The organism is Micromonospora sp. Llam0, from assembly GCF_003751085.1.
GTDB lineage: Bacteria > Actinomycetota > Actinomycetes > Mycobacteriales > Micromonosporaceae > Micromonospora_E.
Genome location: NZ_RJJY01000001.1, coordinates 344,754 through 371,612, shown reverse-complemented (window position 1 = coordinate 371,612; position 26,859 = coordinate 344,754). Strand labels below are relative to the sequence as shown.

Sequence of the window (26,859 nt, the reverse complement as noted above, 5' to 3'; positions counted from 1 at the left end):
CCTCAGCGCCGACCACCGGGGCGGCGGTCAGCCGCCCCGCCGGATGATCTCGTCGGCCGTCTGCTCGGCCCGGTGGATCGGAATGGCGAACCCGATGCCGATCGACCCGACACCCTCCAACGTCGCGATCGCCGTGTTCACCCCGATCACCTCGCCATCGACGTTGACCAACGGCCCACCCGAATTGCCAGGGTTGATCGACGCGTCGGTCTGCACCGCGGTCTGCCGCCCGCCGTTGCCGAGCATCACCTCACGGTCCAGGGCGCTGACGATCCCGGCGGTGACCGTGCCGGACAGGCCGAGCGGGGAGCCAACCGCCAGCACAGACTCGCCCACCTGGGTGGCGCCGGGCTGGGCCAGGGCCAGCGGACGCAGCCCGGCGGACGACGGCACCCGCAGCACCGCGATGTCGCTGCCCGGATCCCGGCCGACCACCTCGGCGACGAGCCGCCTGCCGTCCTGGGCGACGATGCTGACCTGGTGGCCGTTGAGTGGGGTACCCGGTTCGCTGTCGCCGTCCAGGATGTGGTCGTTGGTGATGATGTGATGCTGGTCGTCGATCGCGAAGCCGGACCCGCCGGAGATCATGCTGCCCCGTTCGACCTGGACCGACACCACGCCGGGCAGCACCTTGGCCGCCGCAGTCACCAGATCCGGCGGCACCCCGGGGGTGACCGACGGCGACGGCAGCGCCGCCGGCTGTCCCGCGTCGCCGCCCCAGCCGGCGACCACCGCGCCGGCCAGCCCGCCGGACGCCGCCGACAGGGTGAGCACCGCGGCGGCGGCCAGCAGCCGGCGACGCCACCGTCGCGGCGGGGTCGGTTCCGGCGGTACGGCGGAGCCGTCCAGCCCTGGCCAACGGTCCGCGTCCGGCGAGACGAACCACGGGCCACGCGGCTCGCCCAGCCCAGTAGGCACAGTCATCGGGCTCCTCCTCAACAGGTCCAGGTCGGGTGGCGCGGGTCAGGGCTGCCAGGTCGGGTGGCGCGGGTCAGGGCAGCCGGGAGAACCACAACAGCGACGTCCCGGCGGCGGCCACGGCGAGCAGCAGACCGAATCCGATGAACCGGGCCGACACGTCGGCCAGCTCCAGCCGGTAGCCGACCGAGGTGCCGATGTCGGCGTAGACCGCGCTCAACTGCTTGCTGCTGGCCGCTTCGTGGTAGGCGCCGCCGGTCAACTCGGCCACCGCTTCGAGGCTCTCGCCGTCCACCGGCACCCGCAGCGGCCGGCCGCCGCCGTAGTCGATGTAGCCGGCGGCGGTCCCGACCGAGATGGTGTCGATCGGAATCCCGGCCTCCACCGCCTCGGCCGCCGCCGACTCCGGCGACCGCCCGGACGTGTTCGCCCCGTCGGACAGCAGCACGATCCGGGCCGGTGGGACCTCCTCGGCGGCCTGCGCGTCCAGCGACCGGATCGCCTCCAACGACGTCTTGATCGCCTCGCCGATGGCGGTGCCCTGGGCCCCGGTGATCCCCTCGGCGAGCCGGTCGATGCCGGCGCCCAGCGCCTCCCGGTCGGTGCCCGGCCCGACCAGCACCGAGGCGTTACCGGCGAACGCCACCAGGCCGACGTTGAACTGCGCCGGCAGGTCGTCGACGAACTCGTGCGCCGACCGTTTCGCCGCGCCGAGCCGGTCCGGTCGTACGTCGTTGGCCAGCATCGAGGTGGACACGTCCACCGCCACCATCACCGTGGCCCGTTCCCGAGGCACCCGGACCTCGTCCATCGGCCGGGCGAACCCGGCCACCAGCAACGCCAGCATCGCCAGGAACAGGCCGGCCGGCAGGTGCCGACGCCAGGCCGGACGCTGCGGTGCCACCCGGTCCAGCAGCCGCAGGTTGGTGAACCGGACCGCGTACCGGGCACCGCGCCGCTGCATCAGCAGGTAGCCGCCGGCCAACGCGAGAACCGCGGCGAGCAGCCACAGCCGCTCCGGGGACTGCCAGGTCATCAGTTTCCTCCTGCCGGTACCGGGGCGGGACGGACCGGTGGGCAGCCGGCCAGTTGCCGTTGGCGGTGCACGTGCCGGACGATGTCGGCCACCCAGTCCCGGTCGGTGCGCAGCGCCAGATGGGCCGCGCCGGCCCGGCGGATCGCCCCGGCCACCTGGCTGCGCTGCTCGGCGGCGGCCTCGGCGTACCGTCGCCGCAGGTCCTGGCTGGCGGTGCTGATCTCCCGGCGGCGGCCGGTCTCCGGGTCCTCGACGGTGATCACCCCGACGTCGGGCAGGTCGAGTTCCCGGGGGTCGGTCACCTCGATCGCCAGCACCTGGTGCCCGGCGGCGAGCCGGCGCAGCGACCGTTCCCAGTCCGGCCGGCCGGCCGGGTCGTCCGGCAGTCCGTCCAGGAAGTCGGAGACCACCACCGCCAACCCGCGCCGGGTGGCGGCCCGCCGGAGCCCGTCGATCCCGTCGGCCAGCGGCGGCGGCGCGTCCCGACCGGACCCGCCGGCCGGTACCCGGGGCGCCGCGAGCAGCGCACGGAGCAGATGCAGCAGATGGTCCCGGCCGGTCCGGGCCGGGAACCGGCGAACGCCGCCCGCCCCGATCAGCTGCGCCCCGACCGCGTTGCCGGTGCCGGCGGTCAGGAAGCCGACCGCGGCGACCGCCGCCACCGCCAGTTCCCGCTTCTCCAGCTCGCCGGTGCCGAAGTCCATGCTGGCCGTCCCGTCGACCAGCAGCCAGCAGGTCAGCTCCCGGTCGGCGTCGACCTCGCGGACGTGCGGCACGGTGGTCCGGGCGGTGACCGCCCAGTCCATCCGGCGTACCTCGTCCTCGCCGGGCCGGTACTCCCGGCTGCCGGCGGGTTCGCTGCCGGCGCCGGGCAGCAGACCCAGGTGCTGGCCGTGCAGCAGGCCGTCCAGCCGCCGGGTGACGGTCAGCTCCAGCCGGCGCAGCGTCTCCGGTGGGGTCAGCTCCGGCAGGGTGGCCGGGCCGAGCAGTCCGTCGCCGGTCACGCGACGGCCGCCAGTCCGGGTCGCTGGTCGTGGGCCGGCGCGATCCGCGGCGGCGGGACCACCTGGATCAGCCGGCGGACGATCGACCCGGCGTCGACGCCGTCCGCGACCGCGTCGAAGGAGAGCACCAGCCGGTGGGCGAGCACGTCGGTGGCGAGTTCCCGGACGTCCTCGGGCAGCACGTAGTCGCGGCCGCGCAGCAGTGCCAGGCCCCGGGCGGCGGCGACCAGGCCGAGGGTGGCGCGCGGGCTGGCACCGTACGCCAGCAGCCCGGTCAGCTCCGGCAGCCCGAACAGTTGCGGGCGGCGGGTGGCCAGCACCAGCCGGACGATGTACTCGGCGAGCGCGTGGTGGACGAACACCTCCCGGGCCTGCTGCTGCATGGCGCACAGGGTGGCCGCGTCCAGCACCTGGCGGGGCTGCGGGCGGTCCACCCCCATCCGGTAGAGGATGCCGAGCTCCTCCTCGTCGGTCGGGTAGTCGACCACGACCTTCATCAGGAACCGGTCCCGTTGCGCCTCGGGCAGCTGGTAGACCCCTTCGGACTCGATCGGGTTCTGGGTGGCCAGCACCAGGAACGGGTCCGGCACCGGGTAGCTGCGGCCGCCGATCGAGACCTGCCGCTCGGCCATCGCCTCCAGCAGCGCCGACTGCACCTTGGCCGGTGCCCGGTTGATCTCGTCGGCGAGCACCAGGTTGGCCATCACCGGCCCGAGTTCGACGTCGAACGACTCGGTCGACGCCCGGTAGATCCGGGTGCCGACGATGTCGGAGGGCACCAGGTCGGGGGTGAACTGGATCCGGGAGAAGCTGCCGCCGACGGCGACCGCGAGGGTCTGCGCCGCGAGGGTCTTGGCGATCCCCGGTACGCCCTCCAGCAGGCAGTGTCCGTTGGCGAGCAACGCGGTGAGCAGCCGCTCGACCAGCCGGTCCTGCCCGACGATCACCCGTTTGACCTCGAACAACGCCTGTTCCAGCGCGGCCGCCGCCGGAGTGGCGTCGGCTGGCTGTTCCGTACTGACTTGTGGCTCGGTCGTCGTCATCGCGCACCGTCCTCGACGCTGGTCGCCAATCGCCGGTCGGCCCCGCGGTGCGGGGCCACTGCGGCGCCGGCCGGGGGGTGCCCCGAATCGGGCCGTTCTAACGCCGGGATCCGTCTCCGACCGGGTGATTGACCGGCCGGGGGCGGTCCGTCCGACACCGGACCGGGGTGGCCCGTCCACACCGGGACACACCGGATACCGTTCCGGCGTGAGCGCGCCGCAGACCAGTCCCACCCCGCAACCGGCCAGCACCAGACGCCGGCCGGCCGGTTGGCTTATGTGGCCGCTGGTGCTGCCGGGGCTGCTCTGGGCGGTGCTGCGGCTGGCCGGCTGGGAGTACGGCCCGCTGGTGCAGCTGCTCGCGTTCACCCCGTACGTGGCGGCCTGGACCGTTGTCCCGCTGGCGGTGGCGGTCTGGTCCCGGCGGTGGTGGGCGAGCGGCGCCGCGCTGCTGGCGGTGGTGCTGCTCGCCGTCGCGGTGCTGCCCCGGGCGGTGCCGGACGGCGGCCGAGCCGCGACCGCCGCCGACGGGGTCACGGTCCGGGTCGCCACGGCGAACCTGCTGGCCGGGGCGGCGGACCTGACGGTGCTGATGGAGTTGCTGCGCCGGGAGCGGGTGGACGTGCTGGCGATGCAGGAGTTCACTCCGACCGCCGAGGCCGAGCTGGACCGGCTCGGCGTCGGTGACCTGTTGCCGTACCGCCGGGCCGATCCGGAGGTGGGGACCACCGGTTCGGCGGTCTACGCGCGCTGGCCGGTCACCGACGACGGGGTGCGACGCAACGTGGGCGGCTTCGCCCAGTCGTACGGCACGGTCCGCCCGCCGGGCAGCGGTCCGGTGCTGGTCGAGTCGGCGCACCCGATGGCACCGTTCGCGCTGCACACCCTGTCGTCGTGGCGGGCCGACCTGGCCGGGCAGCCCCACCCCGATCCGCAGGGCCCGCCCCGGATCCTGGCCGGCGACTTCAACGCCACCCTGGACCACGCGGCGCTGCGCCGGCTGATCGCCGCCGGCTACGTCGACGCCGCCGACGCGACCGGCGACGGGCTGGTCGGCACCTGGGGGCCGTACGACGGCAGCCCGATCCCGCCGGTGACGCTGGACCGGGTGCTGGTGGACGACCGGATCGGGGTGCGGTCGGTGGCCGTGCACCGGGTGCCCGGCAGCGACCACCGGATGGTCGTCGCCGGGCTGGTGCTGCCGGCCGGGTGACCTGATCCGCCGGCCCGGGGCCAGGGCAGGTCACCGGTGGCCCCGGGGGCCGGGCGGGTCAGACGGCGGTGGTGGTCCGGCTGCGGGCCAGTCCGTAGGTGAGCGCGTCGACCAGGGCGTGCCAGCTGGCCTCGACCACGTTCTCGTGCACCCCGACGGTGGTCCAGTCCCGGGCGTTGCCGTCGACCGTCTCCACCAGCACCCGGGTGATCGCACCGGTGCCCTGGCTGCCTTCCAGGATCCGCACCTTGTAGTCGGCCAACCGGAAGTCGGCCAGGTCCGGGTAGTGGCTGCGCAGCGCCACCCGCAGCGCCTCATCGAGGGCGTTGACCGGGCCGTTGCCCTCGGCGGTGGCGATCACCCGCTCGCCGCGTACCCGGACCTTGACGGTGGCCTCGGAGACCACCGCGCCGTCCTCGCGGTGCTCCACCAGCACCCGGTAGGACTCCAGGGCGAACGGCCGGGTGGTGACGACGCCGGTGTCGGCGGCCAGTTCGGAGCGCACCAGCAGCTCGAACGACGCGTCGGCGGCTTCGAAGGACCAGCCGCCGGCCTCCAGTTCCTTGACCCGTTTGGTGACCCGGGACAGCGCGTCCGGATGGCCGGCCAGGTCGACACCGAGTTCGCGGCTCTTCAACTCGATGCTGGCCCGGCCGGCCATCTCGGTCACCAGGATCCGCATGTCGTTGCCGACAACCGACGGGTCGACGTGGTTGTACAGCAGCGGATCCACTTTGATCGCACTCGCGTGCAGCCCCGCCTTGTGGGCGAAGGCGGCGGCCCCGACGTAGGCCTGGTGGGTGTCGGGGGCGATGTTGGCGATCTCGGCGATGGCGTGCGAGACGCGCACCATCTGTTCCAGGCAGCCGTCCGGTAGGACCGGCAGCCCGAGCTTGAGTTGCAGGTTGGCGACGACGGCGAACAGGTCGGCGTTGCCGGGGCGTTCGCCGTAGCCGTTGGCGGTGCCCTGGAAGTGCCGGACGCCGGCCTCGACGGCGGCGATGGTGTTGGCCACCGCGCAGGAGGTGTCGTTCTGGCAGTGGATGCCGAGCCGGTCGGCGCTCAGCCCGGTCCGGTCGACCAGGTCGGCGATCGCCGCGCCGATCTGCGACGGCAGCATGCCGCCGTTGGTGTCGCACATCACCACGACCTCGGCGCCGGCGGCGGCCGCCGCGCTGACCACCGAGGCGGTGTACGCCGGGTCGTGGCGGAAGCCGTCGAAGAAGTGTTCGCAGTCGAGGAAGACCCGCCGACCCTCGGCGACGAAGTGCGCGACCGTGTCGGTGACCATCGCCAGGTTCTCCGCGCCGGTGGTGCGCAGCGCCCGCTCGACGTGCCGGATGTCGGACTTGGCGACCAGGCAGACCGCTGGCGTCTCGGCGTCCAGCAGGGCCCGTACCTGCGGGTCGTCGGCGACCTTGACGCCGGCCTTGCGGGTGGCACCGAACGCGACGAGTACAGCGTGCCGCAGGTCGAGTTCGGTGCGGGCTCTGCGGAAGAACTCGGTGTCCTTCGGCATCGCACCGGGCCAGCCGCCCTCGATGAAGCCGACGCCGAAGTCGTCCAGCAGCCGCGCGACGGCGAGTTTGTCGACCACCGAGTAGCTGATGCCCTCACGCTGCGCACCGTCGCGCAGAGTCGTGTCATAGACCTGGAAAGTCATTTCGATCCTTTCGACGGACGTCCCGTACCACCCGCTGCTCGCGCCGGGCCGTCCTCACCCGCTCGTCCGGCCGACCTCGTACGGCCAACAAAAAGACCCCCCGCGGATGCGGGAGGTCTGCGCGCTCGGCGGACGGTTGCCGGGCGCGCTAGCTGCCAATAATGAGTACGAGGCGAGTCACGCAGGGTACTTTGCCACCGACCGCGCCCGGACCGGTAGTCGAATCCACATCGCGGGACAGCGGGATCGTTCGAGGTCAGGTGTACCGATCGAGCGCCATGGGTATTCCTGGGACGACGACGCAGTCAGTTCCGCCGAGCGAAGGAGTGACCTCCGATGGACAGGCTCGATCCGCAACACACCGCGCTGACGGGGCCGGCCGGTGGTCAGGGCGACGTCGTGGGCGGCACCCCGGCCGGCACGTTCGACCCGTGGCGTTACCGCGACGACGCGGGGGTCGACGGGGCCAACCTGGCCGGCTACCACGTCGAGGCGACCGACGGCGGCATCGGCAAGATCGACTCCGCCACCGAGCAGGTGGACGGCAGCCATCTGGTGGTCGACACCGGGCCGTGGATCTTCGGCCGGAAGGTGATGCTGCCGGCCGGGGTGGTCAACCACGTCGACCACGACGCGCAGAAGGTCTACGTCGACCGCGACAAGGGCCAGATCAAGGACGCCCCGGAGTACGACGAGACGAGTGCCGCGGATCCGGCGTACCGCGACAAGCTGAGCGCCTACTACGGCGGCGCCACCGGCACCCCGGTCCCGCCGATGGCGCCGGGCCGGATCATCTGACCCGGTGACGAACCACTAGCTTGATCTTTAACCTGTGCGGCGTGGTCTGGGATTGGCCGATTTCTTCTTTCTGGAGGTCGTCTTCCCGGTTTGGCTGCTGGTGACGGTGTGGACGTCGTAGCGGCGGGTGGGGTGACGGTTGGGTGTGCCGGGTGGTCGTCCGGGGCCTGGCCGGGTGGGTTTCGGCGCGCTGGCGGGGCAGGTGCTTGTCGGACGTAGGTGCCGAAATCCGCGGCGGACCCGGGATGGGGTGAGCCGTTCGGGTGGCGCTGGTCGTTCCCATGGGTGACGCAGGTCGGCGGCCAGTGGCCGGGCCAGCCTCAGCTGCGTGTAGGCGGCGATGATCAGCCAGGTCCACCGGTCGGCGGCGTGCGGGTCGCGCAGTTTCGGCACTGTCCAGCCGAGGGTCTGCTTGAACAGCCGGAACGTGTGCTCGATGTCGAAGCGGCGTAGGAACGCCTGCCACAACAGGTCGATCATCGCCGGATCCGGGCTGGGATCGTGGCCCGGCTCGTGGTCGATACCGGTGGACCACCACAACCATACCGGTTTCGCGGTCGCGCCCGACGGCAGCCGCCCGACGTCGAGACGGATCACGGTGCCTTCCAGGATCGGCAGTGCAGGGCAGTCGGTCCAGGCCGCGCGGCGGGTCAGTCTCGGATGCAAGCGGTGCCAGGCTCGGGCGGTGACGGTGCCGTAGAGGCGGGTATCGGTCACCGTGGTCACATCCGGGGCACCCCAACTGCGGGGGTCGCCGAAGATGAACTCGGCGCCGTGGCGGGGCAGCCGGCCCCGCCGGCCGGGCAGCGGTGGTGGCGCGGGTCGGCGCAGGACCCTGTCCGAGCGCAGCCTGGCCAGGACGCGCACCGGCAGGTCCCGCAGCAGCCAGGCCAGGCGGGCCGCGTCGTAGCCTGCGTCCATCACCACCCAGACCTGCGGATCGCCGGGCCGCCAATGGCCGGCGGCGATCAACCGGCCGACCACGTCCCGCAACTGGGCGGCGGTCACCGCCGCCAGATCCGCACCCGGAGCCAAGCGGACCGCGTCCAGCGGTGCGGTCCACGAGGTGCGGCCGGTCTCCAACGCCACAACGAACGCATACGGCCAGCCCGGAACTCCGATGTGCTGGTCCCTGCCACGGCCGTAGGTGTGACACAGGATCCGCTCCGGCGACGTGTGCGCCTCCGGCCGCAGCCAGCACGTCACATCCACGGCCAGGACGAGCCGCCCGTCAGCCGCCCGCGGCGGCGGCACCGCCGCCACCGCCGTACGCAGCCGTTGCACGTCAACCCGCCCGGCGGCCAAGGCGTCGTACAACGCGCCGTGCCCACGGCGGTACTCCGCTACCAGCGACAACCCGGGCAACGACCGCACCGGCCCATCCGCGCACAACACCGCGTCGGTCAACTCGAACAACGCATCCGACCGCCGTGACAGGGCCTGGTGGAAGTCCCGCCGAAACCCGGCCAACACCTCCGCCGGATCCCTCACCGGCCCGGTCGAGACAGAGCCGGGTAACACCAGCCCACTCAGATGGTCCAAAATCGTGGCCACGGCCACCGCCTTGATCTCGCGTCCTTGCCAGGGAACCCGAAGATCATCAACGGTGGCCGTTCCCACGTCAGCCCGACACGCCGGAATCCTCACAGGAGCAACCGGCGCCCGCCACCGACGGGTTAAAGATCAAGCTAGGGCGTGTATCAAAGTCGGTCACAGCCACTCGTTGATCGCCGCGACCTGCACGGTCGCCTCGTACCGGACCGCGAGCTTGTCGTAGCGGGTCGCGACGGCACGGTTGCGCTTGAGCCGGTTGATCCCGCACTCGACCGCGTGGCGCTGCTTGTAGATCTCGGGGTCGAAGGCCGGCGGCCTGCCGCCCTTCGACCCCTTCTTCCGCCGGTTGGCGTCCTGGTCGGCCTTCGACGGGATCGTCGCGGCGACACCCCGTCGACGCAGGTAGGCACGGTTCGCCTTCGACGTGTACGCCTTGTCCGCCAGCACCCGGTCCGGACGGGTCCGGGGCCGACCGGCCCCGACCCGGGGCACCCGCACACCGTCGAGGACCGTCGTGAACTGCGGGCTGTCGCCACGCTGCCCGCCGGTCAGCACGATCGACAGCGGTTTCTGTCCCTGTTCACAGCCCAGGTGCAGTTTCGTGGTCCGTCCGCCACGGGAACGCCCCAACGCGTGGTCGTCGGGTTCCGACCCGGTACCGCCGGGTGGTTCGGCCTGCAGATCCCCCTTTTACGCGCTCCGGCGGCGTGCTGGTGCGCTCGGCTGATCGTGGAGTCCACGGACACGTCCCAGACGATCCGTCCCGCCGCGTCGGCCAGGGCCTGCAACGCGGTCAGGATCCTGGCCCAGGTCCCGTCGCGCTGCCACCGGCGGAACAGGGCGTACGCCGCCGCCCAGGAGCCGTAGTGGTCGGGGATGTCCCGCCACGGGGCGCCGGCCCGTGTGCGCCACCGGATCGCGTCGATGAGCTGCCGTTTCGTTGATGCGGGCGGTCGGCCCGGTCGGCGTGCGGTGGGCAGGAGAGGCTCCAGGACTGCCCACTGCGCGTCCGTCAGGTCGTGCCGCCTCGTCACCGCTACGCTGGTCACGAGGTCTCCGTGTTGATGGTTCGTCTTGGTCGATAAGCCATCTACCGGAGGCCTCGCTGTTTACCGGGCAGCGACACGCCGGAAGTTCGTCACCCGCCCACGGCCGACTTTGATACACGCCCTAGCTTGATTTTTAACCCGTCGGTGGCGGGCGCCGGTTGCTCCTGTGAGGATTCCGGCGTGTCGGGCTGACGTGGGAACGGCCACCGTTGATGATCTTCGGGTTCCCTGGCAAGGACGCGAGATCAAGGCGGTGGCCGTGGCCACGATTTTGGACCATCTGAGTGGGCTGGTGTTACCCGGCTCTGTCTCGACCGGGCCGGTGAGGGATCCGGCGGAGGTGTTGGCCGGGTTTCGGCGGGACTTCCACCAGGCCCTGTCACGGCGGTCGGATGCGTTGTTCGAGTTGACCGACGCGGTGTTGTGCGCGGATGGGCCGGTGCGGTCGTTGCCCGGGTTGTCGCTGGTAGCGGAGTACCGCCGTGGGCACGGCGCGTTGTACGACGCCTTGGCCGCCGGGCGGGTTGACGTGCAACGGCTGCGTACGGCGGTGGCGGCGGTGCCGCCGCCGCGGGCGGCTGACGGGCGGCTCGTCCTGGCCGTGGATGTGACGTGCTGGCTGCGGCCGGAGGCGCACACGTCGCCGGAGCGGATCCTGTGTCACACCTACGGCCGTGGCAGGGACCAGCACATCGGAGTTCCGGGCTGGCCGTATGCGTTCGTTGTGGCGTTGGAGACCGGCCGCACCTCGTGGACCGCACCGCTGGACGCGGTCCGCTTGGCTCCGGGTGCGGATCTGGCGGCGGTGACCGCCGCCCAGTTGCGGGACGTGGTCGGCCGGTTGATCGCCGCCGGCCATTGGCGGCCCGGCGATCCGCAGGTCTGGGTGGTGATGGACGCAGGCTACGACGCGGCCCGCCTGGCCTGGCTGCTGCGGGACCTGCCGGTGCGCGTCCTGGCCAGGCTGCGCTCGGACAGGGTCCTGCGCCGACCCGCGCCACCACCGCTGCCCGGCCGGCGGGGCCGGCTGCCCCGCCACGGCGCCGAGTTCATCTTCGGCGACCCCCGCAGTTGGGGTGCCCCGGATGTGACCACGGTGACCGATACCCGCCTCTACGGCACCGTCACCGCCCGAGCCTGGCACCGCTTGCATCCGAGACTGACCCGCCGCGCGGCCTGGACCGACTGCCCTGCACTGCCGATCCTGGAAGGCACCGTGATCCGTCTCGACGTCGGGCGGCTGCCGTCGGGCGCGACCGCGAAACCGGTATGGTTGTGGTGGTCCACCGGTATCGACCACGAGCCGGGCCACGATCCCAGCCCGGATCCGGCGATGATCGACCTGTTGTGGCAGGCGTTCCTACGCCGCTTCGACATCGAGCACACGTTCCGGCTGTTCAAGCAGACCCTCGGCTGGACAGTGCCGAAACTGCGCGACCCGCACGCCGCCGACCGGTGGACCTGGCTGATCATCGCCGCCTACACGCAGCTGAGGCTGGCCCGGCCACTGGCCGCCGACCTGCGTCACCCATGGGAACGACCAGCGCCACCCGAACGGCTCACCCCATCCCGGGTCCGCCGCGGATTTCGGCACCTACGTCCGACAAGCACCTGCCCCGCCAGCGCGCCGAAACCCACCCGGCCAGGCCCCGGACGACCACCCGGCACACCCAACCGTCACCCCACCCGCCGCTACGACGTCCACACCGTCACCAGCAGCCAAACCGGGAAGACGACCTCCAGAAAGAAAAAATCGGCCAATCCCAGACCACGCCGCACAGGTTAAAGATCAAGCTAGGCGCGGGTGGCCGGCACCACGTGGTGCCGGCCACCGCACCGTTTACCGGTGTCGGTGAGGCTGGCTACCGTAGAATCCATGACTGCCGCCGCCACCCGCTCGCTGGCCTTCGCGACCATGTTCAACTTCCGCGACATCGGCGGCTACCTGGGGCTCGACGGCCGCACGGTCCGCTGGCAGCGGATCTACCGGGCCGACTCGCCGCACCGGCTCGACGGCGACGACGCGGCGGCGTTCGACGCGCTCGGCGTCCGGACCGTGATCGACCTGCGCCGGCCGCACGAGGTCGAGACGTACGGACGGATCCCCCCGGCGGACGGCTTCGAGTACCACAACATCCACCTGCGGCACCAGGACTGGGGCGAGATCCCCTACCAGCCGGAGCAGGGTGCCGCCCGCTACCTGGCCGACCGCTACCACGATCTGACCGAGCAGGCCGCGGACGGCTTCGTCGCGGCGATCTCGCTGCTGGCCGAGGCGCGGACCGCACCGGCGGTGGTGCACTGCATGGCCGGCAAGGACCGCACCGGGCTGGTCTGCGCGATGACGCTGTCCCTGCTCGGGGTCCGAGACTCGGTGATCGCCGAGGACTACGCGTTGAGCAACGCCGGCAGTGAACGGCTGCTCGCCTGGCTGCGCACCCAGGCCGGCAACGACCATCTGGTGCCGGTGCCGTTCTTCTCCTGCCCGGCCGAGGCGATGCAGACGTTCCTCACCGAGCTGCGGCAGCGACACGGCTCGGTCGGGGGGTACCTGCGCAGCGCCGGGCTGCCCGCCGACCGGATCACCGAGCTGCGTAACCATCTGTTGACGCAGTGACCGGGGCCGAGTCGACGCGGTGACCCGGGCCGGGCCTGGGTCACCGCGTCACGGCCGTGGTCAGAACACCCGGTGCACCCAGCCGTCCGGGTCGGTGCCCCGGCCCCGCTGCAGGTCCACCAGGCTCTGCCGCAGCGCCATGGTGACCTCCCCGGGCCCGCCGTCGGCCACGGTGAAGTCTCCGTCGGCCGAGCGGACCCGGCCGATCGGGGTGATCACCGCGGCGGTGCCGCAGGCGAACGCCTCACGCAGTCTGCCGCTGGCCGCGTCAGCCTGCCACTGGGCCAGGCTGACCGGCTGTTCCACGACCTGGTGACCGGCCCGGCGGGCCAGGGTGATCACCGACTCGCGGGTGATGCCCGGCAGGATCGCGCCGGTCAGCGGCGGGGTGACCAGCGAACCGTCGTCGTAGACGAAGAAGACGTTCATGCCGCCGAGTTCGTCGACGTACTGCCGCTGCACCGCGTCGAGGAAGACCACCTGGTCGCAGCCGTGCTCGATCGCCTCCGCCTGGGCCACCAGCGAGGCGGCGTAGTTACCCCCGCACTTCGCGGCCCCGGTGCCGCCCGGAGCGGCCCGGGTGTAGACCGACGACGCCCAGACCGTCACCGGTTTGACCCCACCGGAGAAGTAGGAGCCGACCGGTGAGGCGATCACCGCGTAGAGGTACTCGCGGGCCGGCCGGACACCGAGGAAGACCTCACTGGCGAACATGAACGGTCGCAGGTAGAGACTGCCGTCGTCGCCGGACGGGATCCACTGTCGATCAATCGTGATCAGGTGCCGCAACGAGTCGAGGAAGACCTGCTCCGGCAGGGCCGGCATGGCCATCCGGGCGCCGGAGGCGATGAACCGCGCCGCGTTGGCGTCCGGCCGGAACAGGGTCACTCCCCCGTCCGCCGCGTGGTAGGCCTTCAGTCCTTCGAAGATCTCCTGGGCGTAGTGCAGCACCGCGGTCGCCGGATCCATCGGGATCGGCGCCCGTGGCTCCACCCGGGCGTCGTACCAGCCCTTGCCCTCGGCGTACCGGACGGTGACCATGTGGTCGGTGAAGATCTGACCGAACCCGGGATTGGCCAGCAGCGCGGCGCGTTCCGCGTCGGCTACCGGGTGTGGATTCGGACGGATCTCGAATTCGAGTTTGTCACCGCCGATCATCGGGCTGACCTCCATGGCGAGAAAACGACGAAGCTGTGTGTCATGCAACTTACCCCGAACGTTCGTTCAGCGGGAACCGGCGCGACGGCCGGTAGGTCCGCCGCCTGGTGATTGGCCGTCGGCAGGGGTGCCCACGGCGAAGGTACGGTCGGTACGCCAACCGGCGCCGGGCAGACGACTCGGACTGCACAGCTTTGCGCGGTCGACGGCGCCGTACCGTACTGACGGCTTGGCGGGTGACGGGCGGACCCGCGCCGCCGACACGCGTGGTGTGGGCGGACGCCGGTCCGCGCGGTCGGGCGCGCGGTGCGGCCCCGGCAAGGGTCGACCGGCGCGGTACGCGGGTCGACCGGTTGGGCTCAGCCCACGGCGTGGGCGGCCAGCCGATCGCCGATCTCGGCGGTACGCAGCGTGGCTCCCGGAGCGCGGGAGGCCAACTCGGCCGCGACCGCCCTGGCTACTCGCTCGGCCGACTCGGGGTGACCGAGGTGGTCGAGCAGCAGCGAGGCGGACAGCACGGCGGCCACCGGGTCCGCGACGCCCTTGCCGGCGATGTCCGGCGCGGAGCCGTGCACCGGTTCGAACATCGACGGGTAGCGGCGTTCCGGGTTGATGCAGCCGCTGGCCGCCAACCCGATGCCACCGGTCACCGCAGCGGCGATGTCGGTCAGGATGTCGCCGAACAGGTTGTCGGTGACCACCACGTCGTACCGCTGGGGCTGGGTGACCATGAACATGGCGGCGGCGTCGACGTGCTGGTACTCGGTCTCGATGTCCGGGAAGTCGGCCTTGACGGCGGCGAAGGTCCGCGACCACAGCGACCCGGCGTGGGTCAGCACGTTGGTCTTGTGCACCAGGGTGACCTTGCGCCGCTCCCGGCGGGCAGCACGGGTGAAGGCGTCCCGGATCACCCGCTCCACCCCGTGCCGGGTGTTGAGGCTCTCCTCGGTGGCGACCTCGGCGGGGGTGTCGCGGTGCATCGTTCCGCCGGCCCCGGTGTAGAGGCCCTCGGTGCCCTCACGGACCACGACGAAGTCGATCTCGCCCGGCTTGACGCCGCCGAGCGGGCTCGCCGTGCCGGGCCAGAGCCGGGACGGACGCAGGTTGACGTACTGGTCGAAGGCGAACCGCAGCTTGAGCAGCAGGCCGCGCTCCAGCACCCCGGGCGGGACGCTGGGGTCGCCGACCGCGCCGAGCAGGATGGCGTCGTGACCGGCGAGTTCGTCCAGCACCGAGTCGGGCAGCACCTCGCCGGTGCGGTGGTAGCGGGTGGCGCCGAGGTCGTACTCGGTCGCCTCGACGCCGGGCAGCACCGCGTCGATGACCTTCCGGGCCTGCGCGGTCACCTCGGATCCGATGCCGTCGCCGGCCACGACCGCGATCCGCGCCATCGCCACGTCAACTCCCTCGTCTGCTCCTCGACCGCCTAGCGCACGTTAAGCGATCGTCCCGGAAATCGGTACGTCGGTCCCAGAATACGGACTTACCCGCTGGAACACGGGGCCGGCCCGCTGGTCGCGGCGCCACGCGCCGCCCAGGGAGCACACAGCCGGGCTTAACCCCCTACTTACCTCGGGCGGCTACTGTAGGTGAAGACCGGATCCGGGCACCGGCGAAGGAGAATCCACCATGCTGGCGTACCGCGCCGCCCAGCCGGAACCCCCCGATCTGCGGATCGGTCCGACGCCGAGAGCCGGCACCTCGACCGGGCCGTCGCGCACCCCGACCGGGCCGGCCGGCACCGCGGCGCCGGCCGACGACACCCGCCCGGCCGGCCAGCTGGTCGCCCGGCACACCGTCGCCACTTCCACCACCGAGTACCAGCTCGTCCTGGTGGGCAGCGAACGGATCGGCCGGCGCGGGCTGAGCGAGGCGATCGGCGACGCGGTCGCGGAGCTGCGGGCGATCGACGTGACGTACAGCCCGCTGCGGCCGAACAGCCTGGTCTCGCTGCTGCGCCGGGGTGAGGTCGCGGCCGAGGTCTACCCGCCGCTGGCCGACATCGTACACCGGTGCGAGGCGATGCGGGTGGCCACCGAGGGCTGGTTCGACCCGTGGGCGGTGCCCGGTGGGTTCGACCCGGCCGGCATGATCAAGGGCTGGGCCATCGAGCGGGCCGCTGGCCGGTTGCGCGCCGCCGGAATCACCGACTACGCCGTGGTCAGCGGCGGTGACCTGGTGGTACGCGGACGCGCCCCGCACGGTGGACCGTGGCGGATCGCCCTGCAGCAGCCGCTGTCCGCAGGCAGCGGCGACGGCCCGGCCGGCGCCACGCCGGGCAGCCCGCCGACCACCGTGACCATGGTCGACGGAGCGATCGGGACAAGTGGACTGACCGCTGGTCGCGGAGAGGTCATCGACCCGCACACCGGGTCCGTCGTGGAGCGGGACAGCGCCGCCATGGTGATCGGCGCGGATCTCGCGGTGGCCGACGGCTACGCGACCGCACTGTTCGCCGCCGGCCCCGCCGGCCGCGACTGGTTTCCCACAGTGGACGGCTACCACGTGCTGGATCTGGTCGGCGACAGACGATCGGCCCCTGGCGCGGCCCACCCCCGTGATCTCGGCAAGTGACCACGGGGGCGGGCCGGCGACACGTGCGCTCGGCTCGCGCACCGGGGGCGCAGTCACCCGGGAGACCACGGGCCGGCCGGAACGTCACCCGAAGACGCGACCGGCGCCGGAGCAACTCCTGAGCAACCGCACCGCCACGCTATCGATTCCACACAACCGGGCGCAAGGTTCCAATTCCTCTGACATTGCTTGTCGGTCACGGCACTGGGTGGAATGATCCCCCTGATGGATGGCACGCTGTGCGGCGTGACATTCGATCTAGTCGTATGGGCGTTGGACGATCAGTCCACCTCGGCGGACGTACACGCCGCACACGAACTGTGCCGGCAGGGTGAGCACGCCGACGGTGAGACCGACCGCCGGATCACGTCCTTCCACGCCGCGCTGACCGCCAGTTACCCGGATCAGGGTGCCGCTTCCACCACAGAAGACTGCCCCTGGGCAAAGGTCCCATTACATACCGCAACCGACCACGTCGAGATGAACCTGCGTCAGACCTGCGCCGACGAGGTGCTGCTCACCATCGAACGGCTGGCTCAGGAACACGACCTGCTGCTGCTCGATCCGCAGGACGGCTCGGTCTACCCGCCGCCGGCCAGCGCGTCGACCCGCTGAGCGGGCGGCGGTTCGGGGACGCTGATCCCCGAACCGCCGGAGCCGGACGACACGTCCGGCAGGTCACTCCTCGCGCAGGTCCACCGCGCTGGCCGCGGTCGCCCCGATCGAGCTGGCGGCATTGTGCAGCGACTCCGCGCCGACGGCGGAGTCGACGGTGAGGGTCATCAGCGCCTCGCCACCGGCGGACCGCCGGGCCACCTGCATGGCGGCGATGTTGACATTGGACTCGCCGAGGATCGAGCCGATGGTCCCGACCACGCCCGGCCGGTCGGCGTACCGGAAGAAGAGCAGGATGCCCTCGGCGGACAGTTCGAGGTCGAAGCCGTCGACCTCGGTCAGCCGGACCACGTCCCGGCCGGCGGACTGCACCACGGTGCCGGAGACGCTGGCCGTACCGCCGTCGGGCAGCACACCCCGGACGGTGACCAGGTTGGGCTGGTCGGCGGTGTCCGGGTGGGTGACCAGCTCCACCTCGACGCCCCGGTCGGCGGCCAGGTGCGGCGCGTTGACGTAGGTGACCTGTTCCTCGACCACCGAGCTGAACAGCCCCTTGGTGGCGGCCAGCTTGAGCACCGACACCTCGTTGCCGACGACCTCGCCGCGTACCTCGACGGTGACGCTGGCCGCGACCACCCCGGCCACCGCGGTGAACACCTTGCCCAGCTTCTCGGCCAGCGGCAGCAGCGGCCGGACGTCCTCGGCGACCACCCCACCGGCCTGCACGTTCACCGCGTCGGGGACGAATTCACCCTGCAGCGCGAGCTTGACGCTGCGGGCCACGGCCAGACCCGCCTTGTCCTGCGCCTCGGCGGTCGAGGCCCCCAGGTGCGGGGTCGCGACCACGTTGTCGAAGGCGAACAGCGGCGAGGAGGTGCACGGCTCCTTCGCGTACACGTCGACGCCGGCACCACCGACCCGGCCCTCGGCCAGCGCGTCGGCCAGCGCCTGCTCGTCGACGAGGCCGCCACGGGCCGCGTTGACGATCCGGACCCCGGGCTTGACGATCGCCAGCTCCTTCTCACCGATCAGGCCGAGCGTCTCCGGGGTCTTCGGCAGGTGGATCGAGATGAAGTCGCTCTCCCGGAGCAGCTCTTCCAGCCCGACCAGGCGAACCCCGAGCTGCGCCGCGCGGGCCGGCTGGATGTACGGGTCGTACGCGATCAGCCGGGTGCCGAACGCGGCGATCCGCTGGGCGAACAGCACGCCGATGCGGCCGAGCCCGACCACGCCGACGGTCTTGCCCTGCAGCTCCACGCCGGTGTACTTCGACCGCTTCCACTCGCCGGCCTTGAGCGCGGCGCTGGCGCTGGCGGTGTTGCGGGCCACCGCGAGCAGCAGGGCGATCGCCTGCTCGGCCGCCGAGACGATGTTGGAGGTGGGTGCGTTCACCACCATGACGCCTCGGGCGGTAGCGGCCGGTACCTCGACGTTGTCCAGGCCGACGCCGGCGCGGGCGACCACCTTGAGCAGGGGCGCGGCGGCCAACGCCTCGGCGTCGATCTGGGTGGCGCTACGCACGATCACCGCGTGGGCGTCGGCGAGCGCGGCGAGCAGGGCGGGACGGTCCGTGCCGTCGACATGGCGGACATCGAAGTCATGAGCGAGTACGTCGATTGCGGCGGGCGCGAGCTCTTCAGCGATCAGTACGACAGGATTCATTGGTCCTCAAAGTCGTCCGGGACGGGTATCTGCGGCGGTGGGGCGCCGCTCTGCGCCCTACGCTCCCCCGCCCGGGTGTCGCGCCGGCACGGAGGCGGCCTACCCGCGATCGTAGGCGCAGCCGTGGACGGCGCGGCTCGGGGCCGGGGGTGAGGGCCCTCACAAATCAGACCTAACACCCGCCCCCGGCCAACCGACGCCGTACTCCGCCCGCCCGCAGCGACCCGCCGCCCCGCTCAGTCGGCGTAGCGACCCACTCGGCCGGCCCCGGCCCGGACCCGGTCAGTCGGCCCGGCCCGGACCCGCTCAGCCGGCCGGTGCCGGGCTGACCGGATGACGGGGGATCCGGCCGCGGACGATGCCGCCGTCACCGATCTGCCGGAACGTGCCGGCCTCCGCCTCCAGGGTGTCGTAGAGCAGGTCGAAGGCGAGCGAACCGACCGGCGGATAGACCCGTTCGCGGGGCGGCTCGGCACCCGGCGACAACGCCCCCTGGTCGATCATGAACTCGAGGATCGCCTCACGGACCGCCGGCAGGCACACCGGGGAGTGGTACAGCACGTTGAGTGCCTGCATCCGCATGCCCTGGACGTGCTCCTCGCCCTTGTTGTCGTGGAAGTGCGGGTTGCGGGTCTCCACCTGCAGCACCGGCACCGAATGCGCCATCACTTCGGGGCTGTCGGTGTCCAGGATGCCGCCGAAGCGTTCGAACAGGTCGACGTACTCGTACGGCTCGACCGCGAAACCGCCGGCCAGCCGCAGCCGCAGGCCGAGGTCGAGGCTGAGCGCGTGTTCGCCGGCGTTGCCGGTGGCGATCACCTCGGTGCCGAAGCCGGAGTACTCGGCGATCAGCCGGTTCAGGAACCCGTTGGTGATCTCCGAGCTGCGGCCCCGGCGGCTGAAGAACAGTCGGCCGTCGCGCAGCTTGGGCTTGGAGTGCCAGGAGATCCGGACCATCGAGTACGGGCTGTCGGCCAGGTGCAGGCCGGCGGCGTACACCTTGCAGTATTCGTGGACCGCGCCGGGGACGTAGTTGTCGGCGTCCACGTAGCCGACGTACCGGCGCCCGGTGAGCGCGGCGATCGCCATGCCGATCAGCATGGCCTCGCCCTTGCCGGTGCGGATCAGCCCGCTCTCGTCGATCAGCTCCGGCATGCCAGCGGCCTTCAGCGCCGCGGCCAGCCCTGGATCCCGTTGGTGCACGGTGATCGCCGGCCGGTCCGCCGACCGGCAGAACTGCTCGACGGTATGGGCCTCGATTTCATAACGGTCCACCGGCTGCCGGCCGCTGTTCGAGACGAGCACGATCAGGCAGTCGTGCGGGATACCGGAGAGCACTCCTTCGATCACCCTGCGTGTTTCATTCATGCAGGGTATGACCACCACCATGTCCCGCTCGACGGCCCGGATGTCCTCCTGGGAGACCAGCCCACGGCCCCGGTCACCGGCGACATCCCCCGAGTCCAGCTCGATGACACGCTGAAGCTCATGGATGCGAACGGCCCCGAAGCGCTCCGTGCGGTGCGATTGCTCCAGACGCATGCGGGGCACATTACCCGAGGCGGCCATTAACTACCTGTAACCGTAGGTCAATTATCGGCGTCGGAAACCAACTACCCGAAACCGACCCCAAGCCGCAATCTTCCGGTAACGAAACTCGCCCCGAGATAGGCGCAGAGCCCATCACCGATCACTGTCAGTGATGGGCTCTGTCCGGCGTCAGGCGGTCTCGGTGATCGGCCGGTCGACCCAGCTCATCATGCCGCGCAGCTTCCGCCCGGTCTCCTCGATCGGGTGCGCCGCGCCCTCGGCCCGCCACTTGGCGAAGTTCGGCCGGCCCGCGTCGTCCTCGGCGATCCACTCCCGGGCGAACTCCCCGGACTGCACCTCGGCGAGGATCTTGCGCATCTCCTCCTTGACCCGGGCGTCGACCACCCGTGGGCCGCGGGAGTAGTCGCCGTACTCGGCGGTGTCCGACACGCTGTAGCGCATCCGGGCGATGCCGCCCTCGTACATCAGGTCCACGATCAGCTTGAGCTCGTGCAGGCACTCGAAGTAGGCGATCTCCGGCGCGTAGCCGGCCTCGGTCAGCACCTCGAACCCGGTCTGCACCAGCGCCGACGCGCCGCCGCAGAGCACCGCCTGCTCACCGAACAGGTCGGTCTCGGTCTCCTCCTTGAAGGTGGTCTTGATCACGCCGGCCCGGGTTCCGCCGATCGCCCTGGCGTACGCCAGGGCGAGGCCGAACGCGCCGCCGCTGGCGTCCTGCTCGACCGCGACCAGGCAGGGCACGCCCTTGCCGTCGACGTACTGCCGACGGACCAGGTGCCCGGGGCCCTTCGGCGCCACCATCGCCACGTCCACGTCGGCCGGCGGGGTGATGAACCCGTACCGGATGTTCAGGCCGTGGCCGAAGAAGAGCGCCTTGCCGGCGGTCAGGTTCGGCGCGATCGCCTCGGCGTAGAGCGACCGCTGCGCGGTGTCCGGGGCCAGCACCATGATCACGTCGGCCCAGGCCGACGCCTCGGCCGGACCGAGGACCCGCAGCCCCTGCTCCTGTGCCTTGGCCCGGCTCTTGGAACCCTCCGGCAGGCCGATCACGACGTCGACACCCGAGTCGCGCAGCGACAGCGCATGGGCGTGGCCCTGGCTGCCGTACCCCAGCACGGCGACCTTCCGCCCCTGGATGACGGCCAGGTCGGCGTCGTCGTCGTAGAACACCTCAGCGGTCATGACTTCCCTCTCGTGTGCCCGGCCACGGTGGCCGGCTTCTCCTCGGGCGGCAGCTGCCTGCCGCAGGTCATCAGGGCCGGCAGCCGATGCTGTCGGCCGGCGGGTCAGGCGGCGCGCAGCGCCGGCCCGGTGGTGATCGACCGGGAGCCGCGCCCGATCGCGACCAGACCGGACTGCACCATCTCCTTGATGCCGAACGGTTCGAGATCGCGCAGCAACGCGTCCAGCTTGTCGGACGTGCCGGTGGCCTCGACGGTGAGGGTGTCCGGTGCGACGTCCACCACCCGGGCGCGGAACAGGTTCACCGTCTCCAGCACCTGCGACCGCATCGCGCGGTCCGCGCGGACCTTGACCAGCAGCAACTGGCGGGCGACCGACACCGCCGGGTCGAGTTCCACGATCTTCAGTACGTTGACCAGCTTGTTCAGCTGCTTGGTCACCTGCTCCAGCGGCGACGAGTCGGCGTCGACGACGATGGTGATCCGGGAGACCTCGGGATTCTCCGTCTCGCCGACCGCCAGTGAGTCGATGTTGAACCCGCGCCGGGAGAACAGTCCGGACACCCGGGCCAGCACCCCGGGCTTGTTCTCCACCAGCACGGAGAGCGTGTGCTTGGTCATTTCTTCCTCGTCATCATCGGATGGGCCGGGTCGTGACAGGTCGTCGTCACAGGTCGTCCTCGTCGAAGGTGGGCCGGACGTCCCGGGCGAACATGATCTCATCGTTGCTGGTGCCGGCGGCGACCATCGGCCAGACCATGGCGTCCTTGCCGACCACGAAGTCGATCACGACCGGGACGTCGTTGATCTCCATCGCGGCAGCGATGGTCTTGTCCACGTCGGCGGCGTTCTCGCAGCGCAGCCCGACACAGCCGAGCGCCTCGGCGAGCTTGACGAAGTCCGGGATGCGGTGCTTGTGGGTGCCCAGGTCGGTGTTGGAGTAGCGCTCGTCGTAGAACAGCGTCTGCCACTGCCGGACCATGCCCAGGTTGCCGTTGTTGATCAGCGCCACCTTGACCGGGATGCCCTCCAGGGCACAGGTGGCCAGCTCCTGGTTGGTCATCTGGAAGCAGCCGTCGCCGTCGACCGCCCAGACCACCGTCTCCGGCTGGCCGACCTTGGCACCCATCGCGGCCGGGACCGCGTACCCCATGGTGCCCAGCCCACCGGAGTTGAGCCAGGTGTTCGGCTTCTCGTAGGAGATGAACTGGGAGGCCCACATCTGGTGCTGGCCGACGCCGGCGACGTAGATGGCGTCCGGTCCGGCCAACTTGCCGAGCCGCTCGATCACGTACTGCGGGGACAGCGTGCCGTCGTCCGGCTCGTCGTAGCCCAGCGGGTAGCGCTCCCGCAGGTCGTCCAGCTGCGCCCACCAGTCGCTGCGGTCGCCGGCCGGGCCGGCGGAGCGCGCCGCCGGACGGCCGGTGGGGACGCCCCGCTCCGCCGCCGGGTACGCCTCGATCAGCTCGTCGATGACGTGCCGGGCGTCGCCGACGATCGGCACGTCGGCGGTGCGGTTCTTGCCGATCTCGGCCGGGTCGATGTCGGCGTGCACCACCGCCGCGCCGGGGGCGAAGGAATCCAGCTTGCCGGTCACCCGGTCGTCGAACCGGGCGCCGAGCGCCACGATCAGATCCGCCTTCTGCAGCGCGTACACCGCCGCGACGGTGCCGTGCATGCCGGGCATGCCCAGATGCTGCGGGTGCGAGTCGGGGAACGCGCCCCGGGCCATCAGGGTGGTGACCACCGGGATGCCGGTCAGTTCGGCGAGCCGGCGCAGCCCTTCGGTGGCCTGCGCCTTGAGCACGCCGCCGCCGACGTAGAGCACCGGGCGGCGGGCGCCGGCCATCAGCCGGGCCGCCTCGCGGATCTGCTTGCCGTGCGGGTGCAGGGTGGGCCGGTAGCCGGGCAGGTCCAGCGTGGGCGGCCAGGCGAAGGTGGTCGGTGCCTGCAGCACGTCCTTGGGGATGTCGACCAGCACCGGTCCGGGCCGGCCGGTGGCCGCCAGGTGGAACGCCTCGGCCAGCACCCGGGGGATCTCCTCGCCCGACTGCACCAGGTAGTTGTGCTTGGTGATCGGCAGGGTGATGCCCTGGATGTCGGCTTCCTGGAAGGCGTCGGTGCCGATCGACGGGCGGGCCACTTGGCCGGTGATGGCCACGATCGGCACCGAGTCCATGTACGCGTCGGCGATCGGGGTGACCAGGTTGGTGGCGCCCGGACCGGAGGTCGCCATGCACACCCCGACCCGACCGGTGGCCTGGGCGTAGCCGGTCGCGGCGTGCCCGGCGCCCTGCTCGTGGCGGACCAGGATGTGCCGCACCGTCGAGTCGTACAGCGGGTCGTAGGCCGGCAGGATCGCCCCGCCGGGGATGCCGAACACCACGTCGACGCCGAGTGCCTCCAGGGACCGGACCAGGCAACCCGCGCCGGAGACCGGCACCGGCGGTGCCGGCGGCGGGGTCACGGCGTTGGCGAGGGTGGCCGGGGTCGGCGCGGCCGCCGCGGCCGAGTGCGCGCGGTGGGCGAGGGTCTCGGGCGTGGGTCTCGTCATGACGATTCAGGCCTTCAGCTCAGTGGTCTCGTGACATGGGTCTCGGTGGCGTATCCGGCAGATGGGACCGATCGGCCGGAACCGGCAGGGATTTGGCAATAAAAACGGCCCTCGTGCAGATGCACGGGGCCAGCGCACTCTCGATCGGAGAGTGCGCTCAGGTAAGTACTCGAGACGACAGAGTCAGCGACATGGGGCTAAGCCTGACGCATCTCACGCGATGAGTCAACTGATCTCACATCCTGGGCGGGTAACGGCGCCGCACCGGCGCTGGCCTGCTGATCTTCGCCGGGACGGCGGCGGCCGCCGATTCCACGCCGGTTACCGGACGACGTCGCCGCCGACAACATCGCCTCCAGATGCTCGGCCGGCACCCCCCAACCGAACAGCGCGCCCTGCCCGAACCGGCAGCCCGCCTCCACCACGACGGCCAGCTCGGCCTGGTTGGTCACCCCCTCGGCGATGACCTCCAGACCCAACTGGTGCCCGAGCCGCATCACCACGTCGACCATCGGCGCGAACGCCCGCCGACCCGGCAGCGGCGGCGCGACCGGCCCCTGCTCGGCCACCAGACTGTGGTCGATCTTGAGAATGTCGATCGGCAGGTTCCGCAGCTGACCGAGCGACGAGTAGCCGGCACCGAAATCGTCCAGGGCGATCCGTACCCCGGTGGCGCGCAGCGCCTTCAGCCGGCGGATCAGCTCGGCGAGGTCCCGGGCGACGGCATGCTCGGTGACCTCCAGCACCAGGCGTTGCGACGGCACCCGGTGTCGTCGCAACGCCTCGTCGACCTGCAGCACGTACTCCGGGGCGTGCAGCTCGTGCGGCGACACGTTGACCGACACCCAGACGTCGTGCCCCTCGGCCAGCCAGCGGGACAGCTGCCGGCACGCCTCGTCGAGCACCCAGGCACCCAGCCGGCTGATCATCCCGCACTCCTCGGCCAGCGGGATGAACTCGTCCGGTGGCACCTTGCCCAGCTCCGGATGGTGCCACCGGATCAACGCCTCGGCCCCGACCGGCCGTACCGACGGCACCGCCACCACCGGTTGGAAGGCCAGCCGCAGCTCGCCGCGGTCGATCGCGCCGCGCATCTCGTGCTCCAGCCGGACCCGGCGACGCTGGGCCTGGTCGTAGGAGACGTCGTAGCGCTCCACCCGGTTCTTGCCCCGCTGCTTCGCCGAGCGCAGCGCCAGGTCCGCGTTGCGCAGCAGCGCCGGAGCGTCCGGCGCGGTCGAACAGCAGGCCATCCCGATGCTCGCCGACACGTAGATCGGACCCTTGTCGTGCGGGTACGGCTCGTCGAGGGCGCGCAGGATCCGGACCGCGACCCGGTGCGCCTCGTCCGGGTCCGGCAACGACAGCAGTACGGCGAACTCGTCGCCGCCCAGCCGGGCGGCCAGCCCCGCCCCGGCCAATTCGGCGACCAGCCGCCGGCCCACCTCGATCAGCACGGCGTCACCGACGTCGTGACCCCGCATGTCGTTGACCGTCTTGAACCCGTCCAGGTCCAGGGTGAGCAGCCCGCCGGGACGCCGATCGGCGACGCAGTCGTACAGCTCACGCAGCAGCGCCCGCCGGTTGGCCAGCCCGGTCAACGGGTCGGTGTGCGCGAGGTTGCGAAAGTGCGCCTCGCTCGATGCCAGCCGGGCCGCGTACCGGCGCACGTCGAGCAGTGCCAGGTACTGCCGGCCCACCAGGATGAAGCCCTCCAGGCTGCCGACCGCCACCGCGATGGTGGTGAACTCGCCGCCGCTGGCCACGTGGTAGAAGCCGGCGGTGGCCATCACCACCATCGGCAGGAACGCGTACCCCGCCCCGCGCGGCACCAGGCCGGCCGGCGCGCTGCCGCCGCACCCCGGCCGTCCCCCACCGAGCCAGACCAGCACCAGCCCGACCGGCAACCCGACGGCACCGGCCAGGACGAGCCCCACGCCGTACTGGCAGATGCCGGCCGCCGCGCCGATGCCGCTGAGCCCGATCAGCACGGTGCCCGCACCGCCGAGCAGCGGACCGGTCGGATGCCGGCCGCTGTGCAGCGCGGTCATCACCGCCACCCCGGTGATCGCGGCGACCGTCGCGGTAGCCAGCAGGATCGCCGGGCAGACGGCCGGGGTGGCGGTGCCCAGCAGCCGGGTCGGTGGGGCGACCAGCACCCAGCCGGTAAACCACAGCGCCGCACCGACCGCCAGGCAGTCGAGCAGGTGACGGGCGGTCGGCGCGGACCGCCCGGCGATGTCCGGCAGCCGCAGCAGGCCCCAGATAAGCAGCAGCCCGCCGAGCGCGCAGCCGACCGCGACGACCGTGGCGAGCAGACTCCGCTGCGGCTGCTGCCGGTCCCACTCGGCGGCCATCGCGACGGCACCGGCCAGCCCGGCTAGCACACTCAAGGTGGTCATCCCGGCACCGACCGCGAGCAGCCGGTGGGCCCGGCCGGACGACCCGTCCCGACGCCGGGCCACGACGAACAACCATCCAGCGCCCAGCGCAGCCGCGAGCCCACTCGCCAGCGCGAGCGCCTGCATGCCCGAGGGGAGGTGCACGGCACAACTCTGCCGGATCAGCACCGGCCCGTGGTGCCGGGGTGCGGGTTTGCCGGCAGCAAACATCCCGACACGTGAAACGCGACACGACTGGGGCCGCCGGCCCGGCAACCGTGGTGTAACACT

General features: G+C 71.7%; 21 protein-coding genes. 6 read left to right on the top strand and 15 right to left on the bottom strand.

Translation table 11 applies throughout. The features are described 5' to 3' along the window. Positions 1–27: 27 nt before the first annotated feature. The 4 genes from EDC02_RS01765 to EDC02_RS01750 all read right to left on the bottom strand — a co-directional run bounded on the left by EDC02_RS01765 (position 28) and on the right by EDC02_RS01750 (position 4,001). The gene (locus tag EDC02_RS01765; RefSeq protein WP_123600429.1) at positions 28–924 is read right to left on the bottom strand and encodes a S1C family serine protease; all 897 of its coding nucleotides are present in this window, start codon (positions 922–924) and stop codon (positions 28–30) included. Positions 925–991: 67 nt separating this feature from the next. Then, complete coding sequence (locus tag EDC02_RS01760) at positions 992–1,954, bottom strand: VWA domain-containing protein (RefSeq protein WP_123600428.1); 963 nt, start codon at positions 1,952–1,954, stop codon at positions 992–994. Continuing rightward, complete coding sequence (locus EDC02_RS01755; RefSeq protein WP_123600427.1) at positions 1,954–2,958, bottom strand: DUF58 domain-containing protein; 1,005 nt, start codon at positions 2,956–2,958, stop codon at positions 1,954–1,956. The genes EDC02_RS01760 and EDC02_RS01755 overlap by 1 nt, the downstream gene beginning before the upstream one ends. After that, positions 2,955–4,001 carry a MoxR family ATPase gene (locus EDC02_RS01750; RefSeq protein ID WP_123600426.1) on the bottom strand — a complete coding sequence of 349 codons (1,047 nt, stop codon included), beginning with the start codon at positions 3,999–4,001 and terminating at the stop codon, positions 2,955–2,957. The genes EDC02_RS01755 and EDC02_RS01750 overlap by 4 nt, the downstream gene beginning before the upstream one ends. Positions 4,002–4,278: 277 nt before the next feature. Between EDC02_RS01750 and EDC02_RS01745 the strand changes: the two genes are divergently transcribed. After that, positions 4,279–5,214 (top strand): endonuclease/exonuclease/phosphatase family protein, encoded by a 936-nt coding sequence (locus EDC02_RS01745; RefSeq protein WP_123600425.1) that lies wholly within the window; start codon positions 4,279–4,281, stop codon positions 5,212–5,214. Positions 5,215–5,272: 58 nt separating this feature from the next. Here EDC02_RS01745 and cimA read toward each other — a convergent pair whose 3' ends face one another. Next, positions 5,273–6,877 carry a citramalate synthase gene (cimA, locus tag EDC02_RS01740; protein WP_123600424.1) on the bottom strand — a complete coding sequence of 535 codons (1,605 nt, stop codon included), beginning with the start codon at positions 6,875–6,877 and terminating at the stop codon, positions 5,273–5,275. A 336-nt stretch (positions 6,878–7,213) separates the two neighbouring features. Here cimA and EDC02_RS01735 point away from each other — a divergent pair, with 336 nt between their 5' ends. Further along, a complete protein-coding gene (locus EDC02_RS01735) occupies positions 7,214–7,675 on the top strand; it encodes a PRC-barrel domain containing protein (protein ID WP_123600423.1) in 462 nt (153 codons plus the stop codon). Positions 7,676–7,702: 27 nt separating this feature from the next. Here EDC02_RS01735 and EDC02_RS01730 read toward each other — a convergent pair whose 3' ends face one another. Together EDC02_RS01730 and EDC02_RS01725 are read right to left on the bottom strand one after the other, a co-directional pair. Beyond that, complete coding sequence (locus EDC02_RS01730) at positions 7,703–9,166, bottom strand: NF041680 family putative transposase (protein ID WP_305036219.1); 1,464 nt, start codon at positions 9,164–9,166, stop codon at positions 7,703–7,705. A 219-nt stretch (positions 9,167–9,385) separates the two neighbouring features. After that, positions 9,386–10,263 (bottom strand): IS5 family transposase gene (locus tag EDC02_RS01725; protein ID WP_370461505.1). Its coding sequence is split into 2 segments (ribosomal slippage): positions 9,386–9,871 and positions 9,874–10,263, totalling 876 coding nucleotides; the frame shifts between segments, so codons are not numbered across the junction. Positions 10,264–10,600: 337 nt separating this feature from the next. Here EDC02_RS01725 and EDC02_RS01720 point away from each other — a divergent pair. Both EDC02_RS01720 and EDC02_RS01715 read left to right on the top strand, forming a co-directional pair. Next, positions 10,601–12,064, top strand: coding sequence for an NF041680 family putative transposase (locus EDC02_RS01720; protein ID WP_305036219.1), 1,464 nt, complete (start codon positions 10,601–10,603; stop codon positions 12,062–12,064). Positions 12,065–12,154: 90 nt separating this feature from the next. Next, positions 12,155–12,895: a tyrosine-protein phosphatase gene (locus EDC02_RS01715; protein ID WP_123600421.1), complete on the top strand. Its 741-nt coding sequence runs from the start codon at positions 12,155–12,157 to the stop codon at positions 12,893–12,895. 60 nt (positions 12,896–12,955) lie between these two features. On the opposite strand, the gene EDC02_RS01710 is transcribed toward EDC02_RS01715, so the two are convergent. Further along, positions 12,956–14,053 (bottom strand): branched-chain amino acid aminotransferase, encoded by a 1,098-nt coding sequence (locus EDC02_RS01710; protein ID WP_123604399.1) that lies wholly within the window; start codon positions 14,051–14,053, stop codon positions 12,956–12,958. A gap of 359 nt (positions 14,054–14,412) precedes the next feature. After that, entirely contained in the window at positions 14,413–15,444 is a 1,032-nt protein-coding gene (locus EDC02_RS01705; protein ID WP_123604398.1) for a 3-isopropylmalate dehydrogenase, read from the bottom strand. A gap of 238 nt (positions 15,445–15,682) precedes the next feature. Between EDC02_RS01705 and EDC02_RS01700 the strand changes: the two genes are divergently transcribed. Beyond that, positions 15,683–16,627 (top strand): FAD:protein FMN transferase, encoded by a 945-nt coding sequence (locus EDC02_RS01700; protein ID WP_123600420.1) that lies wholly within the window; start codon positions 15,683–15,685, stop codon positions 16,625–16,627. Between the two features lie 246 nt (positions 16,628–16,873). Further along, entirely contained in the window at positions 16,874–17,242 is a 369-nt protein-coding gene (locus EDC02_RS01695) for a hypothetical protein (RefSeq protein ID WP_233605690.1), read from the top strand. A 63-nt stretch (positions 17,243–17,305) separates the two neighbouring features. On the opposite strand, the gene serA is transcribed toward EDC02_RS01695, so the two are convergent. The 6 genes from serA to EDC02_RS01665 form a co-directional block, all read right to left on the bottom strand. Then, positions 17,306–18,904, bottom strand: coding sequence for a phosphoglycerate dehydrogenase (gene serA, locus EDC02_RS01690; RefSeq protein ID WP_123600418.1), 1,599 nt, complete (start codon positions 18,902–18,904; stop codon positions 17,306–17,308). Positions 18,905–19,210: 306 nt separating this feature from the next. After that, positions 19,211–20,446, bottom strand: coding sequence for a mannosyl-3-phosphoglycerate synthase (mpgS, locus tag EDC02_RS01685; protein ID WP_123600417.1), 1,236 nt, complete (start codon positions 20,444–20,446; stop codon positions 19,211–19,213). A 177-nt stretch (positions 20,447–20,623) separates the two neighbouring features. Then, positions 20,624–21,637 carry a ketol-acid reductoisomerase gene (ilvC, locus tag EDC02_RS01680; RefSeq protein ID WP_123600416.1) on the bottom strand — a complete coding sequence of 338 codons (1,014 nt, stop codon included), beginning with the start codon at positions 21,635–21,637 and terminating at the stop codon, positions 20,624–20,626. Between the two features lie 104 nt (positions 21,638–21,741). Further along, a complete protein-coding gene (gene ilvN, locus EDC02_RS01675) occupies positions 21,742–22,257 on the bottom strand; it encodes an acetolactate synthase small subunit (protein ID WP_123600415.1) in 516 nt (171 codons plus the stop codon). A 46-nt stretch (positions 22,258–22,303) separates the two neighbouring features. Further along, the gene (locus tag EDC02_RS01670; protein ID WP_123600414.1) at positions 22,304–24,190 is read right to left on the bottom strand and encodes an acetolactate synthase large subunit; all 1,887 of its coding nucleotides are present in this window, start codon (positions 24,188–24,190) and stop codon (positions 22,304–22,306) included. Between the two features lie 197 nt (positions 24,191–24,387). Next, positions 24,388–26,589, bottom strand: coding sequence for a bifunctional diguanylate cyclase/phosphodiesterase (locus tag EDC02_RS01665; protein ID WP_233606323.1), 2,202 nt, complete (start codon positions 26,587–26,589; stop codon positions 24,388–24,390). Positions 26,590–26,859: the final 270 nt, after the last annotated feature.

Bases quoted from the DNA above. Each gene is read 5' to 3' on its own strand.
- EDC02_RS01705 (WP_123604398.1), bottom strand. From the start codon at position 15,444: ATGGCGCGGATCGCGGTCGTGGCCGGCGACGGCATCGGATCCGAGGTG.
- cimA (WP_123600424.1), bottom strand. From the start codon at position 6,877: ATGACTTTCCAGGTCTATGACACGACTCTGCGCGACGGTGCGCAGCGT.
- EDC02_RS01710 (WP_123604399.1), bottom strand. From the start codon at position 14,053: ATGATCGGCGGTGACAAACTCGAATTCGAGATCCGTCCGAATCCACAC.
- EDC02_RS01765 (WP_123600429.1), bottom strand. From the start codon at position 924: ATGACTGTGCCTACTGGGCTGGGCGAGCCGCGTGGCCCGTGGTTCGTC.
- serA (WP_123600418.1), bottom strand. From the start codon at position 18,904: ATGAATCCTGTCGTACTGATCGCTGAAGAGCTCGCGCCCGCCGCAATC.
- ilvN (WP_123600415.1), bottom strand. From the start codon at position 22,257: ATGACCAAGCACACGCTCTCCGTGCTGGTGGAGAACAAGCCCGGGGTG.
- EDC02_RS01665 (WP_233606323.1), bottom strand. From the start codon at position 26,589: ATGACCACCTTGAGTGTGCTAGCCGGGCTGGCCGGTGCCGTCGCGATG.
- EDC02_RS01745 (WP_123600425.1), top strand. From the start codon at position 4,279: ATGTGGCCGCTGGTGCTGCCGGGGCTGCTCTGGGCGGTGCTGCGGCTG.
- EDC02_RS01735 (WP_123600423.1), top strand. From the start codon at position 7,214: ATGGACAGGCTCGATCCGCAACACACCGCGCTGACGGGGCCGGCCGGT.
- mpgS (WP_123600417.1), bottom strand. From the start codon at position 20,446: ATGCGTCTGGAGCAATCGCACCGCACGGAGCGCTTCGGGGCCGTTCGC.
- ilvC (WP_123600416.1), bottom strand. From the start codon at position 21,637: ATGACCGCTGAGGTGTTCTACGACGACGACGCCGACCTGGCCGTCATC.
- EDC02_RS01715 (WP_123600421.1), top strand. From the start codon at position 12,155: ATGACTGCCGCCGCCACCCGCTCGCTGGCCTTCGCGACCATGTTCAAC.
- EDC02_RS01670 (WP_123600414.1), bottom strand. From the start codon at position 24,190: ATGACGAGACCCACGCCCGAGACCCTCGCCCACCGCGCGCACTCGGCC.
- EDC02_RS01700 (WP_123600420.1), top strand. From the start codon at position 15,683: ATGCTGGCGTACCGCGCCGCCCAGCCGGAACCCCCCGATCTGCGGATC.
- EDC02_RS01760 (WP_123600428.1), bottom strand. From the start codon at position 1,954: ATGACCTGGCAGTCCCCGGAGCGGCTGTGGCTGCTCGCCGCGGTTCTC.
- EDC02_RS01750 (WP_123600426.1), bottom strand. From the start codon at position 4,001: ATGACGACGACCGAGCCACAAGTCAGTACGGAACAGCCAGCCGACGCC.